General features: G+C 70.7%; 13 protein-coding genes. 9 read left to right on the top strand and 4 right to left on the bottom strand.

Going from position 1 to position 14989, the window contains the following annotated elements; genetic code table 11:
• Positions 1-106 precede the first annotated feature (106 nt).
• The 3 genes from ACFY3D_RS09730 to ACFY3D_RS09720 form a co-directional block, all read right to left on the bottom strand.
• On the bottom strand, positions 107-1516 hold the full coding sequence (locus tag ACFY3D_RS09730) for a DUF1116 domain-containing protein (protein ID WP_389774585.1): 1410 nt from the start codon (positions 1514-1516) through the stop codon (positions 107-109).
• A gap of 122 nt (positions 1517-1638) precedes the next feature.
• Positions 1639-3081 carry an FdrA family protein gene (locus ACFY3D_RS09725; protein ID WP_389977097.1) on the bottom strand — a complete coding sequence of 481 codons (1443 nt, stop codon included), beginning with the start codon at positions 3079-3081 and terminating at the stop codon, positions 1639-1641.
• Positions 3068-3979 (bottom strand): DUF2877 domain-containing protein, encoded by a 912-nt coding sequence (locus tag ACFY3D_RS09720; RefSeq protein WP_350946737.1) that lies wholly within the window; start codon positions 3977-3979, stop codon positions 3068-3070. The genes ACFY3D_RS09725 and ACFY3D_RS09720 overlap by 14 nt, the downstream gene beginning before the upstream one ends.
• A 189-nt stretch (positions 3980-4168) precedes the next feature.
• On the opposite strand from ACFY3D_RS09720, the gene ACFY3D_RS09715 reads away from it, so the two are divergent.
• The 8 genes from ACFY3D_RS09715 (at position 4169) to ACFY3D_RS09680 (ending at position 12882) form a co-directional block, all read left to right on the top strand.
• A complete protein-coding gene (locus tag ACFY3D_RS09715) occupies positions 4169-5740 on the top strand; it encodes a PucR family transcriptional regulator ligand-binding domain-containing protein (RefSeq protein ID WP_362900160.1) in 1572 nt (523 codons plus the stop codon).
• Between the two features lie 80 nt (positions 5741-5820).
• Positions 5821-6036, top strand: coding sequence for an RNA-binding S4 domain-containing protein (locus ACFY3D_RS09710; protein WP_350946739.1), 216 nt, complete (start codon positions 5821-5823; stop codon positions 6034-6036).
• Between the two features lie 211 nt (positions 6037-6247).
• A complete protein-coding gene (locus ACFY3D_RS09705; RefSeq protein ID WP_389977095.1) occupies positions 6248-7636 on the top strand; it encodes a uracil-xanthine permease family protein in 1389 nt (462 codons plus the stop codon).
• A complete protein-coding gene (locus ACFY3D_RS09700) occupies positions 7633-8502 on the top strand; it encodes an FAD binding domain-containing protein (RefSeq protein WP_389977093.1) in 870 nt (289 codons plus the stop codon). The genes ACFY3D_RS09705 and ACFY3D_RS09700 overlap by 4 nt, the downstream gene beginning before the upstream one ends.
• On the top strand, positions 8495-8971 hold the full coding sequence (locus ACFY3D_RS09695; protein ID WP_389977090.1) for a (2Fe-2S)-binding protein: 477 nt from the start codon (positions 8495-8497) through the stop codon (positions 8969-8971). The genes ACFY3D_RS09700 and ACFY3D_RS09695 overlap by 8 nt, the downstream gene beginning before the upstream one ends.
• Positions 8968-11358: an aerobic carbon-monoxide dehydrogenase large subunit gene (gene cutA / locus ACFY3D_RS09690; RefSeq protein WP_389977087.1), complete on the top strand. Its 2391-nt coding sequence runs from the start codon at positions 8968-8970 to the stop codon at positions 11356-11358. The genes ACFY3D_RS09695 and cutA overlap by 4 nt, the downstream gene beginning before the upstream one ends.
• Positions 11359-11590: 232 nt before the next feature.
• Positions 11591-11992 (top strand): hypothetical protein, encoded by a 402-nt coding sequence (locus ACFY3D_RS09685; protein WP_350946744.1) that lies wholly within the window; start codon positions 11591-11593, stop codon positions 11990-11992.
• A gap of 470 nt (positions 11993-12462) precedes the next feature.
• Positions 12463-12882 carry a PPOX class F420-dependent oxidoreductase gene (locus ACFY3D_RS09680; protein WP_389977083.1) on the top strand — a complete coding sequence of 140 codons (420 nt, stop codon included), beginning with the start codon at positions 12463-12465 and terminating at the stop codon, positions 12880-12882.
• 65 nt (positions 12883-12947) lie between these two features.
• Here ACFY3D_RS09680 and ACFY3D_RS09675 read toward each other — a convergent pair whose 3' ends face one another.
• Positions 12948-13847 (bottom strand): LLM class flavin-dependent oxidoreductase, encoded by a 900-nt coding sequence (locus tag ACFY3D_RS09675; protein ID WP_389977081.1) that lies wholly within the window; start codon positions 13845-13847, stop codon positions 12948-12950.
• A 323-nt stretch (positions 13848-14170) separates the two neighbouring features.
• Between ACFY3D_RS09675 and ACFY3D_RS09670 the strand changes: the two genes are divergently transcribed.
• On the top strand, positions 14171-14821 hold the full coding sequence (locus tag ACFY3D_RS09670; protein ID WP_389977078.1) for a hypothetical protein: 651 nt from the start codon (positions 14171-14173) through the stop codon (positions 14819-14821).
• Positions 14822-14989 lie beyond the last annotated feature (168 nt).

Genomic DNA, 14989 nt, shown 5'->3' with positions numbered 1-14989 from the left:
CGGTGCTCTTCAGATCACTGATCTTGCGTCCACGCTCTGAACGTCGCCGAATGCTACCGGCGGATGGAGAAATTGTCAGCTTTACCCAATCTTAATAGACAAAAGATCAATACGTAGCCGTGTGTTCATGATCGGCGGCCTCGGCGAGTGCGGCGAGGGCCGAGGTGAAGGCCGAGGCGGGCGGGCTGACCAGCCCCGCGCCGACCTGCCCGGTTCCCGCGACCCGTCCGGCGATACCGGTGTTCACGGTGGGCAGCAGGCCGGTCCTGGCCACCAGCGTGACGTCGACGCCGACCGGCGTGCCCCGGAAGTCCAGCCCCGGGATCTGGTACGCGGGATGCTCGGCCAGGGTGATCTCGTACATGGACCGGGTGGCCGCCATCGCGTCCGACACGTTCCCGCCGACGAACCTCACGATCGCCGGGGCCGCGGCCATCGCGAAGCCGCCCAGCCCCGCCGTCTCGGTGATCGTCGAGTCGCCGATGTCGGGGTTGGCGTCCTCGGGGCCGTAGGCGCCCAGATAGAGGCCGTCAGGCACGCCCGCGGGGCCGGTGAACCAGCGGTCGCCCAGCCCGGAGACCTGGATCCCGAAGTCCGTGCCGTTGCGGGCCATCGCGACGACCATCGTGGAGCCGGGGACGTTCCTCGCCGCGTCCGTGCTGACCTTGCACGCGGCCATGCCCGCGTTGAGGAAGAAGTGGTCGTTGCCGTTGACGAAGCGCAGGACCTCGGAGGCGTGGCCGGGCGCGGCCTCCACCACGTCGGGGGCGAGCTCACGCACCATCAACGAGGTGGCGGCGCGGTTGCGGTTGTGCAGCTCGTCGCCCATCTGCAGGGCCTGCGCGGCGAGCGACCTGAGATCGAGCGGCCCGCTCCGCTCCAGGGTGGCCTGGAGCACCGGGCCGAGCACCTCCGCCATCCAGCGCAGCCGCTCCAGCACCTCGGGCCCGTACGCGCCGTAGCGCAGCACCTTGCCCAGCCCCTCGTTGAGCGAGCAGTAGGCGGTGCCGCCGTGCTCGGCGTCGCGCACCTCGAACATCCACATCGACGGGGTGACCACACCCGCCATCGGCCCGACGGTGCGGTGGTGGTGGCAGGAGTCGAACCGGGCACCCCCGGAGGCGAGCCGCTCCTCGGCCTCCTCGGGGTCGGCGGCGAGCCCTTCCAGTAGCATCGCCCCGATGAGCGCGCCCCGCATCGGTCCCGACGCCCGCTCCCACTCGATCGGCGGGCCGGCGTGCAGGAACGTGCCCTTCGGCAGGTCGAGCACCTCGTGCGCCGGCCGTACCCCGACGAGCTGCGGCCGCGCCGCGACCAGGCGGCCCACGGCCGTCTCGTTGGCGCGGACCCTGCGCGGGTCGGCCAGCACCCTGGCCAGGTCGGCCTCGGTGCCGGGCATCGGCGGGCGCCAGTCCACCCGGACCCGCGAGACGGCCTGCGCGTCCAGCGCCTCGCCGAGCACGTCGGCCCCCACCGTGATCACTTCCGGCTCGCCGGAAAGCATGGACAGCGTCATCACTTCTCCCTGATGAACCTGAGACCCGAGCCCTGAACGGGTCTGAAGACCCGAGCCGGAAACGAGCCCGGAAACCTCCGCTTCCGAGGAGGAGGCACGAACGGCGTGAACAGTGCGAACGATCAACGAGTGTTCGCGGTGATCCCGGCGGCCACCCGCGCGGCGTACCCGGCCGCCTCGGCGTTGGACGTGAACACCGCGGCCCCCGCCGCGTTCAGTGCCCCGGCCTGCGCGGCCAGCCCCTGCGGGTCGCCTTCCGAGCCGACCAGCGCCACCACCGCGGTGACGCCTCCGGCGACGGCCTCGGCGATCGCGGGCGCGAGCCTGGCGGACGGATCGGGGTCGGAGCCGTGGCCGAGAACCACGTCGAGCAGGACGACGTCGCCGGGCGGCACCTCGGCCAGGGCCTCCAGGCGGAGCGTCGGGTCGATCATCGGATGGGCCCTGCCGACCGTGTAGGCGTCGTCGCCGAAGTCGGTGAACTCGCCGGTCCCGGCGATGAGCCTCGCCTCCACGCACAGCGTCCCGCCCGAGTAGATTCCCCGCACGTTCCTTTCCGCGCCCGGGTCACCCGTCCCGGAGAGCCCGGGGGACGCGGGGGCCGCGTCGGTCGTCGCCGGAGCGGGCCAGGAGGGCCAGGTGGGGATCGGGACGCCGAGGGCACGCAGGGCGGCCTCGGTCACCGAGGTGAGGTCGGCCTGTCCGGGACCGAGCAGCGCGGTCACGACCGGTGTGCCGAGCCTCGCGACGGCCTCCTCGACGGCCCGCGCGACCTGAGGGGCCGGAGGCTTGGAGATCAGGACGATCAACTCGGTGGCGGGGTCGGCGTCGAGGGCCTCCAGAGCGCGCAGGGTGGACAGCCCGCCCACGTCCGCGGACAGGTCGCGACCGCCCACGCCGAGCACGTGGGACACCCCCACTCCCGCGAGGTCGAGCAGGCAGGTCACCTGCTGCGCGCCCGTTCCCGAGGCCGCCACCAGCCCGACAGGACCGGGTCTCAGGACGTTCGCGAAGCCGAGGCCCGCCCCGCCGATCACAGCGGTGCCGCAGTCCGGCCCCATGACCAGCACGCCGCGCTCGGCGGCGCGCCTCTTGAGCAGAACCTCCTGCTCGACCGGCACGTTGTCACTGAAGATCATTACCGACAGTCCGGCCTCGACCGCGTCCAGCGCCTCGGCGAACGCGTGCGGGCCGGGCACCGAGACGAGGGCGAGGTCGGCCGCGTGCTCGCGGGCCGCGGCGCGGACGGTGCGCGGAGGGAGCTCGGCGTCGCCGCCTCCGCCCGAGGACGGGGCCGACAGCGCGGCCAGCAACCCGTCCAGTTCCGCGGACGCGGCCTCCAGGGCGTCACTCTCGCCGCGCAGTGCGATCAGCAGGTCGGCGGGACCGGCCTGGGGGAGGTCGAAATCCAGCTCGGAGGCGATCTGCAGGTTGAGTTCGGTGGCCATCGCCACCACCGCGACCTCCACACCGGGCAGCGCGCTCGCCGTGCGGCTGACCCGCATCAGGCTCACGGAGTCGTGGTAGACCCCCGTACGCGTCCGGACCACGTCAGTACTCGCCATTGCCCCCGCCTTCCAAATCGATCACCGCCGCGAGCCCGATCCGCAACCCCCACGCCAGATCGGCCCCGGAGGTGTGGCCCAGTTGCAGAAGGCGGTGCAGCGCCGGCTCCAGGGAGTGCCGGCCCGCCAGACCCCGCAGCACGGCCAGTACCTCACCGCTCGCCTCGCCCCGGGCGGCGCAGTGCAGCAGCGCCGCCGAGATGGGGGTGGTCCTGCCGCGCACGTCGAAGGTGACCGCGGCGGCGAGCCAGTCGGCCAGCCACACGGCACGTCTCGCGCCCACCGCCCCGCCCAGGTGACGCAGCGCGACCAGCAACCCCGCGAGCACGTCGTCGCCGCTCGGCGTGAGCCCGGGACCCAGGCCGACCAACTGCTCGGCGGCCGTCACGCTTTTCAGCAACGAACCCTCGGCGCACCCCTGGGCCAGCAGGCCGGCAGCGCCGTTGCCCTCCAGCCCGGGACGCCTCGGCGACCGCTCGCACAACTCCGCCATCGCGGGCAGCGAGCGGGCCAGCCGCGCCGTCTCCACGGCACCGAGCGCCGGGGCCGGGTTCCACCAGCGGTGGGCCCGCAGGCTGAGCCGTCCGACGTCGATCGAGCCGTCTCCGACGGACGCCTCGTCGCCCACCGCGACGCGAGGCATCGGGTCGGTGACCACCATCGCGTTGGGCAGGCGGGTGGCCTCCCCGGTCACCACCGCGATGACCTGCGGTTCCATCTCCGTGCGTACCTCAAGGTAGACGCCTGCCGGGAAGGCCGCCAGCACCCGCGCCGGACGGCGGGGCGCCTCCAGCACCTGGCGCAGGGCGGTACTGGCCGCACCGGTCCCGTGCGTCCACGCGTGTACGCGCTGCGTCTTCGGCGCCCTCGGCGTCCTCTGGCGTGTTCCAACGGTCATGAGCGCTCCTCGGCAGGCCCCGTGGGTGTGAAGGTGCTCTCTCCAGCGGTTCGCTCGCTCACGGACTCCCCCATCCATTGAGCAGACGGTAGAACGGGCGTGAACGCAGGCCGTACGGAGAAAGCTGCCAACACTCCGCTCAAAGGTTGGCTCTTCCTGACAGACGGGTCCATCAGTCACAATCACCTCATGGAACCCCCCGTACGCCCGGCGAGCACCGGAACGATCATTCACGGCGTCGCCGTCGGCGAGGTCCTCGGCGTCTCGACACTGGCGGGAGCCCGGCTGATCGCGGGGGAGCGGGGGCTGGACCGTGTCGTGCAGCGCCTCAACGTGATGGAGGTGCCCGACGTCCTGGCCTGGGTCAAGCCGCACGAGCTGCTGCTCACCACCGGCTACCCGCTGCGCAACACGCCCCAGTCACTCGGCAGGCTCGTGGCAGACCTCGACGAGCGCGGCCTGGCCGCGCTCGCCATCAAACTCGGCCGCTATCTCGACGAGTTGCCCGAGGAGATGGTGGAGCAGGCCGACCGGCTGGGATTCCCGCTCATCCAGCTCCCCGACGACGTCGGCTTCGACGACATCCTCAACCAGGTCCTCACCGACATCCTCAACCGCCAGGCCGCCGTACTGGCCAGGGCAGAGGAGGCGCACCGGGCACTGGTCCAGGTCGTGCTCGCCGGGGGAGGACTGCGCGAGGTGACGGCCGAGGTCGCCGGGCTGCTGGGCGCGGGGGTGGCCGTGCTGGACGGGACGGGGCACGTGCTGGCCGCGGCAGGGCCGGTCGAGCACGTGGCCGCGCTGCGCGAGGCCTCGAAGGGCCCCGACGGGCGCCACGCCTCGGTGCCGGTGGTGGCGGGCGGCCACCACCACGGCAGAATCGTCGCCTGCGGCCCGGTCGGGGCGATCGGTGACAGCGACGTCGGCATTCTGGAACGTGCCGCCACGGTCGCCGCGCTGGTGGTGACCCGGCAGGAGGCGGTCAACGCCGTCGAGAGCAAGTATCGCGCCGACTTCCTGCGCGATGTGCTCACCGGCAGGGCGGGAGGCTCCGAACGGGTCGCCTCCCGGGCCAGGGCCTTCGGCTGGGACCTGCAGCGCCCGGTCACCGTGCTGGTGGCCGAGCTCGACCCCGAGGGCGACGAGCGCGCCGCCCAGGACCGCCTCGTCACGTGCTGGACCGGTGCGATGCGCCGCCACGACGCACGCGGCGCGGTGGCCGGGTTCTCCCACGAGGTCGTCACCATCGTGGACGCGTCCGTCGACGCGGGCCGCCTCGCCAAGGACGCCGCCGCGGCCTTCGCCGAGTCCCTGCCCGCCACCTTCTCCACCGGCGCGAGCCGCACCGCCGTCGGGGCCGAGGCGCTGCCCGAGGCGTACGGCCAGGCGCTGAAGGCCGCGCGGGTGGGCCGCCAGCTCCACGGCAACGGCGCGGTCGCGAACTTCGACCAGCTCGGCGTCTACCGGCTGCTGTCGCTGGTCAACGACACCGCCGAGCTGCACGCCTTCGTCCGCGAGACCCTCGGCCCGCTCGCCTCCGACGACGACGCGGAGAACGCCGACCTGCGCCGTACGCTGCAGGTGCTGCTGGAGACCAACCTCAACGTGGCCGAGACGGCGCGCAGGCTGCACTTCCACTACAACACGCTGCGCTACCGGATCGGCAAGCTGGAGCGCATGCTCGGCGGCTTCACCGAGGACGCCCACCTGCGCCTGAACCTCACCCTCGCCCTGCACGTCCTGCGGATGCGCGGCATCTGACGGCGGCGTCCGGCGGGGCACCCGGCGGCGGCGCCCGGTACGGCGAGGAGGGCGCGCAGGCGGGATCTAAGCTGTTCGGCGTGAACGAGACCTTCGAGCTGGAAACCGAATACATCCCGCTGTGCGACCTGCTCAAATACTGCGGCGTCACCGAGACGGGCGGTCAGGCCAAACACTTCATCGCCGACGGCAACGTGCTGGTGGACGGCGAGGTCGAGCTCCGCAAGACCTGCAAGATCCGTGACGGCCAGGTGGTGAGCGGCGACGGCTTCGAGATCCACGTGGTCGGGAAGTGACCGCTCCGCGGTCCGCGGGCGGCCCTCACCGGTGCGGCGGGTGCGCGGTGTGCGAGCTGTCCACTGGTACGCCCCGCAGATTTGGCAGATCATGACGATGTAAGGGCATGCTTTCGGTCCTAACGTGCCCGCAACAGCTGTAAGGGGATTCGCCGGAGGGAAGCCCGCGGGGTGGTTCACCGACCGACGGCCCGGTGAAAGGTGGGGCTCGATGGTTGCAGGTTGGACGAAGTACGGCGACGGCAAAACGCTCGCTCCAGGAGAGGTGGTCAAACCCGACGAGCGGCTGTCATGGCCGCGGATGGTCGGATTCGGGGCGCAGCACGTCGTCGCGATGTTCGGCGCGACCTTCGTCTTCCCCCTGGTGATGGGACTCGACCCCAACGTCGCCATCATGTTCTCGGGCGTCGGAACGATCATGTTCCTGCTCATCGTGAAGGGGAAGGTCCCCAGCTACCTCGGGACCAGCGCGTCGTTCGTGGGCGGCGTGCTCGCGATCCGGGCGCTCATGGGCGGTGACACACCCGCCACCGACGCGATCGTCACTGGCGCCATCCTCGTCGCCGGACTCGTCCTCGCGCTCGTGGGCGTGGCCATCCACTTCCTCGGCGTACAGATCATCAACCGCGTCTTCCCGCCGGTCGTCACCGGCGCCGTCGTCATGCTGATCGGCTTCGGTCTGGCGTACGTCGTCGCCGACATCTACTGGCCGCAGGACCAGTGGATCGCCCTGATCACGATGACCGTCACCTTCGTCCTCATCGTGCTCTTCAAGGGCTTCATCGGCAGGATCGCTATCCTGCTCGGTCTGATCATCGGCTTCGCGCTCTCCTGGCTGGCCGACAGGGTCTTCGGGAACATCACCGCCTTCAACGCGGGCACCGGCGCGGTCGACACGCACCCCAGGGTGAGCTTCGAAGGCGTGGCGGCGGCCGACTGGATCGGCCTGCCGAACATGCACTTCCCCGACTTCAAGTTCTCCGCCGTGCTGCTCGTGCTGCCGGCGGTGATCGCATTGGTCGCCGAGAACGTCGGCCACGTCAAGGCCGTCGGCGAGATGACCAAGACCGACGTCGATCCGTACATGGGCCGGGCGGTCGCCGCCGACGGCGCCGCCACCGTCGTCGCCAGCGCCTTCGGCGGCTCCCCGACCACCACCTACGCCGAGAACATCGGCGTCATGGCCGCCACCCGCGTCTACTCGACGGCCGCCTATTACATCGCCGCCGTCATCGCGATCCTGTTCGGCCTCTGCCCGAAGTTCGGCGCGCTGGTCGCGGCCACGCCGGGCGGCGTGCTCGGTGGTATCACCGTCATCCTGTACGGCATGATCGGCCTGCTCGGCGCGAAGATCTGGATCGAGAACCGGGTCGACTTCGCCGACCCCGTCAACCTCGTCCCGATCGGGGCGGGGATCATCCTCGCCATCGGCCCGGTCAAGCATATGATCAGCTCGGACTTCACGCTGGAGGGCATCGCCCTCGGCACCATCGTGGTGGTGGCCGGCTACCACCTGCTCCGGGTCATCGCCGGGCGGGGCGGCAGCGGCGGCGGTGCCGGTCCGCAGGTGTCGGAGGCGCGACGAGAGGCCACCGGGTGAAGCCACCCCCGTTCGAATACCACGCTCCCCGCTCCCTCGGCGAGGCACTCGACGCCCTCGCCGGGGCCGGGGAGCACGGCAAGGTGCTCGCCGGAGGGCAGAGCCTGATCCCGATGCTGAACATGCGGCTCGCCGCCCCCGCCCACCTGATCGACATCAACCGGCTGCCGGAACTGGCGTTCGTCGACGTCACACCGGAGGGCGTCCGCGTCGGAGCCCTCGCCAGGCACGCCCAGGTGGAACGCGACGGATCGGCCGCCGCCGCCCAGCCGCTGCTGGGCAAGGCGCTCCGGCTGGTCGCCCACCCGGTGATCCGCAACCGGGGAACCGTGGTCGGCAGCCTGGCCCACGCCGACCCCGCCGCCGAACTGCCCGCCGTCCTCGCCCTGCTGCAGGGCTCGGTGCGCCTGGCGCGGCCCGGCGCCGTCAGGGACGTCCCCGCCGACGCCTTCTTCACCGGTCCGCTGGAGTCGGCGGTCGCCCCCGGCGAGCTGGCCGTCTCCGCGTTCTTCCCCGCGCCGCCCCCGCGCTCGGGCACCGCGTTCCGCGAGGTCGCCCGCAGGCACGGCGACTACGCCCTGGCCGGGATCGCGGCGCTCGTCGCCCTGGACGACGACCTGAGGATCACCTCGGCGACGGTGGCGTGCGTGAGCCTGGGCCCCGTGCCGCTGCTCGTCGACGTCTCCGAGGCCGTCGGCCACCGTCCGGCCGCCTCGGCCGACTGGGCCTCGGCGGCCCGCGTCGTACGGGACCGGGTCGACCCCGAGGCCGACATCCACGCGACCGCCGCCTACCGGCGGCACCTCGCCGGAGTGCTCACCGAGCAGGCACTCCGTGACGCCGCCAGGGAGGCCGCGGATGCATGAGATCACGCTGACCGTCAACGGGGTGCTCCGGCAGGCCGAGGTCCCCGCGCGGCGGCTGCTGTCGGACTGCCTGCGGCACGACCTCGGTCTGACCGGCACGCACGTCGGGTGCGAGCACGGCGTCTGCGGATGCTGCACGGTGCTGCTGGACGGCGAGCCCGTCCGCTCCTGCCTGACGTTCGCGGTCACCGTGGACGGGCGCGACATCACCACCGTCGAAGGACTCGCCGACGAGGACGGCACGCTCTCGCCGGTGCAGCGGGCCTTCGCCGAGTGCCACGGCCTGCAGTGCGGCTTCTGCACCCCCGGCTTCCTGTGCACGGTGACCGCGCTGCTGCGCGACAACCCGGCGCCGACCGACGAGGAGGTGCTGGAGGGCGTCTCCGGCAACCTGTGCCGGTGCACGGGCTACCAGAACATCGTCAAGTCCGTCCACCGCGCGGCCGAGATCATGGCGGAGGACCCGTGACCACGAAACTGTTCGGCGAACCGATCACCCGGCGCGAGGACCCCCGGCTGCTCACCGGCAGGGGCCTGTACCTGGACGACCTGGGAGCCGGGGCGCTGGAGGCGGCGTTCGTCCGCTCCCCGCACGCCCACGCCAGGATCCGCGACATCGACGTCTCGGCCGCCATCGAGGTCGAGGGACTGGTGGCGATCTACACCTGGGAGGACCTGCCCGGCGCGCTCGCCCAGCCGCTGCCGCTGCTCATCCCGCACCCGGCGCTCACCCACGGCCGCACCGCGTACCCGCTCGCCCGCGAGATCGTCAGGCACGTCGGCGAGCCCGTCGTGATGGTCGTCGCCCGCGACCGCTACCTCGCCGAGGACGCCTGCGCGCTCATCCAGGTCGACTACGAGATCCTCAAGCCGGTGGTCGGCGTGGAGGAGGCCGCGCAGTCCGCCCAGCTCGTCCACGAGGGCGTGCCGGGCAACGTCGGCGCGCACCTGGTCCAGGAGGTGCCCTCGGACGCCGGGCTCGGCGCGCGCGAGGCGATCGACGCCGCGCCGCACACGCTCTCCTTCCGGCTCGACATCGAGCGCAGCGCGTCCATGCCGCTGGAGGGACGCGGCGTGCACGCCCGCTGGGACGCCGACGACCGCTCCCTGCGCGTCCACTCCAGCACCCAGACCTCCACCAGCGTCCGGATGGCCATCGCCGCCAAGCTCGGCCTGCCGCTGCCGAAGGTCGAGGTGATCGCCCCCGACGTGGGCGGCGGGTTCGGCGTGAAGATCGTCCACCCGTGGCCTGAGGAGATCCTCGTCCCGTGGGCGGCGATCACGCTCGGCCACGAGGTGAAGTGGACCGAGGACCGGCGCGAGCACTTCGTCTCCTCCGCGCACGAGCGGGCCCAGGTGCAGTCGGTCCGGGTCGGCTTCGACGACGAGGGCCGGGTGCTCGGCCTGGACGTCGAGATCCTGCACGACCACGGCGCCTACACGCCGTACGGGATCATCGTGCCGATCATCACCTCCACCCAGCTGCTCGGCCCCTACCGGATCGGCGCCTACCGGGTCGAGTTCTCCTCGATCTACACCAACACCGTGCAGGTCACCCCGTACCGCGGGGCGGGCCGCCCCCAGGGGGTCTTCTGCATGGAACGGACGATGGACCACATCGCCGAGTATCTGGGGGCCGACCGTACGGCGGTGCGCGCGGCCAACTTCATCCAGCCCGACGAGTTCCCCTACGACCAGGGCCTGATCTTCCAGGACGGCCGTCCGCTCATCTACGACAGCGGCGACTACCCCGAGTCGCTGCGGATGCTCAAGGAGCTGATCGGCTGGGACGACTTCCCGGAGCTGAAGGCCCGCGCCGCCGAGGAGGGCCGCACGATCGGGATCGGTATCGGCTGCTACGTCGAGGGCACCGGCGTCGGCCCGTACGAGGGCGGGCACGTCCAGATCACCTCGGACGGCCGGGTGCACGTCTCCACCGGCCTCACCTCTCAGGGCCAGGGCCACGAGACGGTGTTCGCGCAGATCGCCGCGTCCGAGCTGGGCGTGCCGATGGAAAGGGTCTCGGTCGTCACCGGCGACACCCGCAGGTTCGGCTACGCGGTCGGCACCTTCGCCTCGCGTGCCGCGGTGATGAGCGGCAACGCGATCGCGCTGGCCTGCAGGAAGGTGCGGGAGAAGGCCCTGCGGATCGCCGCCGACGCGCTGGAGGCCGACCCCCGCGACCTGGAGATCGTCGACGGGGAGGTGCGGGTGGCGGGCACTCCCGGCGCCTCGATCCCGCTCGCGACCGTGGCGGTGCTGTCCAACCCGCTGCGCTACGCCTTCGACGAGGAGGCGGCGAGGGCCACCCAGTTCGCCGGCGTCGCCTCCTACGACCGGCCGCCGGTGGCCGACGGGGAGGAGCCGGGGCTGGAGGGCCGCGACTACTACTCGCCGATCCGCTCGACCTTCGCCTCCGGCATGCACGCCGCCATCGTCGAGACCGACCCGCTCACCGCCGAGATCCGCATCCTGCGCTACGCCGTCGTCCACGACTGCGGCAAGCTGATCAACCCGATGATCGTCGAGGGCCAGATCCACGGCGGCGTCGGCCAGGGCGTCGGCGGGGCCCTGTACGAGAAGATGGTCTACGACGGTCACGGCCAGCTGCTGAACGCCTCCTTCATGGACTTCCTCATGCCGTACGCCACCGAGGTGCCCCTCATCGAGACCGCCCACCTGGAGACGCCGTCCCCGCTCAACCCGCTCGGTATCAAGGGCGCGGGCGAGGCGGGGGTCATCCCGGTCTCGGCGGTGCTCGCCTCGGCGATCGAGGACGCCGAGGGGATCCGGATCGACAAGATGCCCATCTCCCCGTCGGACCTCTTCGACCTGCGCCACGCCGCTACGACCTGACCTCCGGGGGCATCGGGGTTTCCGGGGCCGGTTCTTCTCGGCCGGACGGGAGTCGTCTCCGGGAGATCTGCGGGATCACTCGGCCGCTTGACCGCGCGTTCCCTCTACCTTGTTCTACCTTGTCGGTGCCTCAACGGCACCCTGGAGCCTTACAGGTTGTCGAAAGCAGGGCCGAACAGTGATCGTTGCCTAGGTTCCACAGAACAACGGTTCATCTAGGAAGGATCAACGAGTGATCACTCGTCGAATCGGCGCCGTCGCGCTCGCGGCAGTGTGCGCCGCTGTGCCGCTGACCGCCCTTTCCGCATCCGCGGCCCAGGCAGGAACGGCAGCCTTTCTCGGCCCGGTGAAGTGCGCTCCGATCAGTAACAACGAATTGTGCGCGCGTGGTATCACCGGAAGTCCGGGCGGTTACGACGTGGCCTACTACAAGAACGAGGGGTCCAAGCTCACCGCGCGATTCCGCCTGATGTGCATAAATGGTTTCCAGAAAGACGACAACGGCCCCTTCTCCATCTCGGCGGGCCAGGTGAAGAGCTTCGTCTTCGCGGTCGGTAACCAGGGCTCATGCCGGGTGCGAATGCAGGACATCACCAACGGAGGGTACTACTACAGCCCTTACGTGGTTCCCTGAAAATCGGTGGACAACGATCTGTCGCCTCATCGATAGATCGTTGAATCGAAAAGCCGTCGGGCATCGCCCCTTTTCAGGGACGATGCCCGACGATTTTTTTGCAAGCTCCGGCGGCTCCTGTCCCAGCGCGGAATCATGGCCTCTTCCCATATCCGCGTCCCGACGATCTGGCATGTCCGGAATCTGTGGATCACCTCATCCTCAAAGCTTAGGGTCGCCGTCAAAAGGCAGGGGCGCTCGTGTGATGGTTTCTGCGGTGGATTCCTCGACCTTTCCCGATCTCCTGAGACGGGGGGCGTGGAGGCGACGTCCAGACCTGTGGCCGCGACGGGTCCTTCGGGGGCCGGCGGCGACCATTTGCGGAGAGTCGCCGGACCGTTACCATCCGGGATGTGGCACGGTGGACGGGTATCTCGTGAACCGCACGCGTCACCTGCATCGCAGGGGCACGGAGACGAAGAGGAGCGATCATGTCAAAGCCGCCGCTTCCCGATGAGGCAGTCGCGATGCTGAAGAAGCCGAACCCCGCCGTCATCACCACGCTTCGGCCCGACGGACGGCCGGTGTCCACGGCCACCTGGTATCTCTGGGACGACGGCCGGATCCTGGTCAACATGGACGAGGGCCGCAGACGGCTCGACCACATGCGCGGTGATCCCCGCGTCTCCCTGACCGTGCTCGACGAGAACGGCTGGTACACCCACGTCAGCATCAGCGGGAATGTCGCCGAGATATATGACGACAAGGATCTGAGCGACATCGACAGGCTGTCCCGTCAGTACACGGGGAAGCCGTACCCCCAGCGGGACCGCGGCCGGGTCAGCGCCTGGATCGAGATCGTGAACTGGCACGGCTGGGGCGCGCTCAAGGACAACAGCCAGCCCGGCTGACGGCCGCCGCCCGCGTCGCCGTGTCGGTGTCAGCCGAAGAGGGGGCCGAGCCCTCATCGAGGTGGTCAGGGCAGGAGGGTGCGGGTCTCGGCCAGGAGGTCGCACTGTTCGCGCCAGTCGCCTCCCGCGAACCCCAGGACCACGTGACGCGCCCCGGCCTCGCGGTAGGCGGCCAGCCGCTCTGCCACCCGCGCGGGTTCGCCGGTGAGGGGCAGACGCACGGCCTTCTCCATGGGGATGCCGTATCCGGTGATGCGCGAGGCGATGGCATCGAGGGTGGGCAGTCCGGGAGCCGTGCCGAGGACGCCGGTGGCGCCGATGGCGACGACCGGCTCCGGGCGTCCGTGGGAGGAGGCGAGCTCGGCGAGCGTGGCCCTGCCCGAGGCCACCTCCGACGGGGGGATCATCGAGGGGAACCAGCCGTCCCCGTGGCGGGCCGCGCGTCGCACGGCCACCGCCGACGCGTTGCCGACCCAGATCGGCGGGGGCGTCACGGCCGGTTCGAGCCGTACCTCTCCCGGCTCGTCCACCAGTGCGACGGTCTCCCCGGCCAGTAGCCGCGCGAGCAGCTCCAGCGCGGTGTCGGTGCGCCTGCCGCGCTCCCCGTACGGCACTCCGGCCGCCGCCCACTGCCCGGGGCCGCCGCCGGAGCCGACGCCCAGGACCAGCCGTCCGCCGGAGACGTGCTGCAGGCTCGCGACCTGTTTGGCCGCCCACGCCAGGGGGCGGATCGCCGGGACGAACACGCTCGCCCCGATCCTGATCCGCGCGGTCGCCCCGGCCGCGACGGCGAGCGCCACGGCGCAGTCCAGTGACGCCGTTCCGGTGGCCAGATGGTCGCCGTGCCAGACGCCGTCCAGCCCCACCTGCTCCGCGTGCCGTGCGGCGGTGCCCAGGTCGAGCCGCTGCTCTCGCTGTACGGCGACGGTGGGCAGGATCACTCCGATGTCCATGAGGGAGGCCATGGGAGTCAGTTTTCAACCTCAAGTCTTCTTGAGGTCAATCGCGCTTTCGTGGAGATGTGTACAGGAGCTCCTGCCTGGTGGCCAAGGCAACAAAAGTATAGTCAGATAAATTAACTACAATGCCGACAAATAGTGCGTTGCTCCGGGCAGATGGTCGAGTTGATCTGTCTTTTTCCCTCGATTCCTGTTACTTCTCCAGATCGTATTGCCCTCCGTCTTTCGGGAAAGGAAGGTTTCACTTTACGCTACTCCTGTAGTCAGGAATGCATCTTCTGCCGCCGGGTGGGAGACAGGGTGGAGAGGATGCCGGGAGGGAGATCGGCATGGATTTCATGGGGTCGAGGGGTCGAATCCGGGCGAGGGCGAGGGCGAGGGCGGACGAGGACGGGACGTGGAGCAGGAGGGCCGGGGCCGGGAGGAGCAGGGGAAGGGCGGCGAGGGCGCTCGCCGCGGGGGTGTTGCTCGCCGGGGCCGTGGTGTCGGCTCCTGTCGCGCAGGCGTCCACGTCGGGACAGGCCGGGGTGAGCGCGCCCACCGGGTCCGGGCAGGTGGTGAGTGCCGCCTTCCCCTACCGCTTCCGTACGGCGAGGGTCACCCGGTTCCAGCAGCTGAAGGGGCAGCCCGCCTGGGCGAACAGCGCGCTCTCGCGCGTCAGGAACGCGGTGTGGGTCTTCTCCGGAAACGGCACGTTCGCCTTCAACACCACCAACGTGCGCACGGACCTCTATCCGCTGCGCGGCCGGTTCCAGAGGCAGGGAAACAGCTGGGTCTTCGCGGCGAACGGCTCGTCGCGGATCGGTGGCAGCAGTAGCTTCACCGAGATGGTGGGCAACATCGACTTCAGCGGGAGTCAGCCGGTGATGACGTTCCACTGGGCGAGCGGCGCCGGTTACGGAGCGGTGGTGAACAACCAGCGATTCGGTGCGGGAGCGTCTTCCGCCTACAGCTCCACGCTGATCCTGTCCGTCGGTTGAGTCGCGTCCGGGGCGGTTCCGGGTCGGGGGTGGGGGCGTCCCCGGGCCGGAACGGCTTCTCCGGATCTTCGGTGCGCCCGGTTCGGCGGGTTCTCGGCGCCTGGTTCTTCATGCCCACCGATCCTCCGGCGGCCTCGCGAGCGTGCTCACGGGCGCTCGCGACGGCCG

The organism is Streptosporangium sp. NPDC000509, from assembly GCF_042898365.1.
Classification (GTDB): domain Bacteria; phylum Actinomycetota; class Actinomycetes; order Streptosporangiales; family Streptosporangiaceae; genus Streptosporangium.
This window is presented reverse-complemented; position numbering and strand designations above follow the sequence as displayed.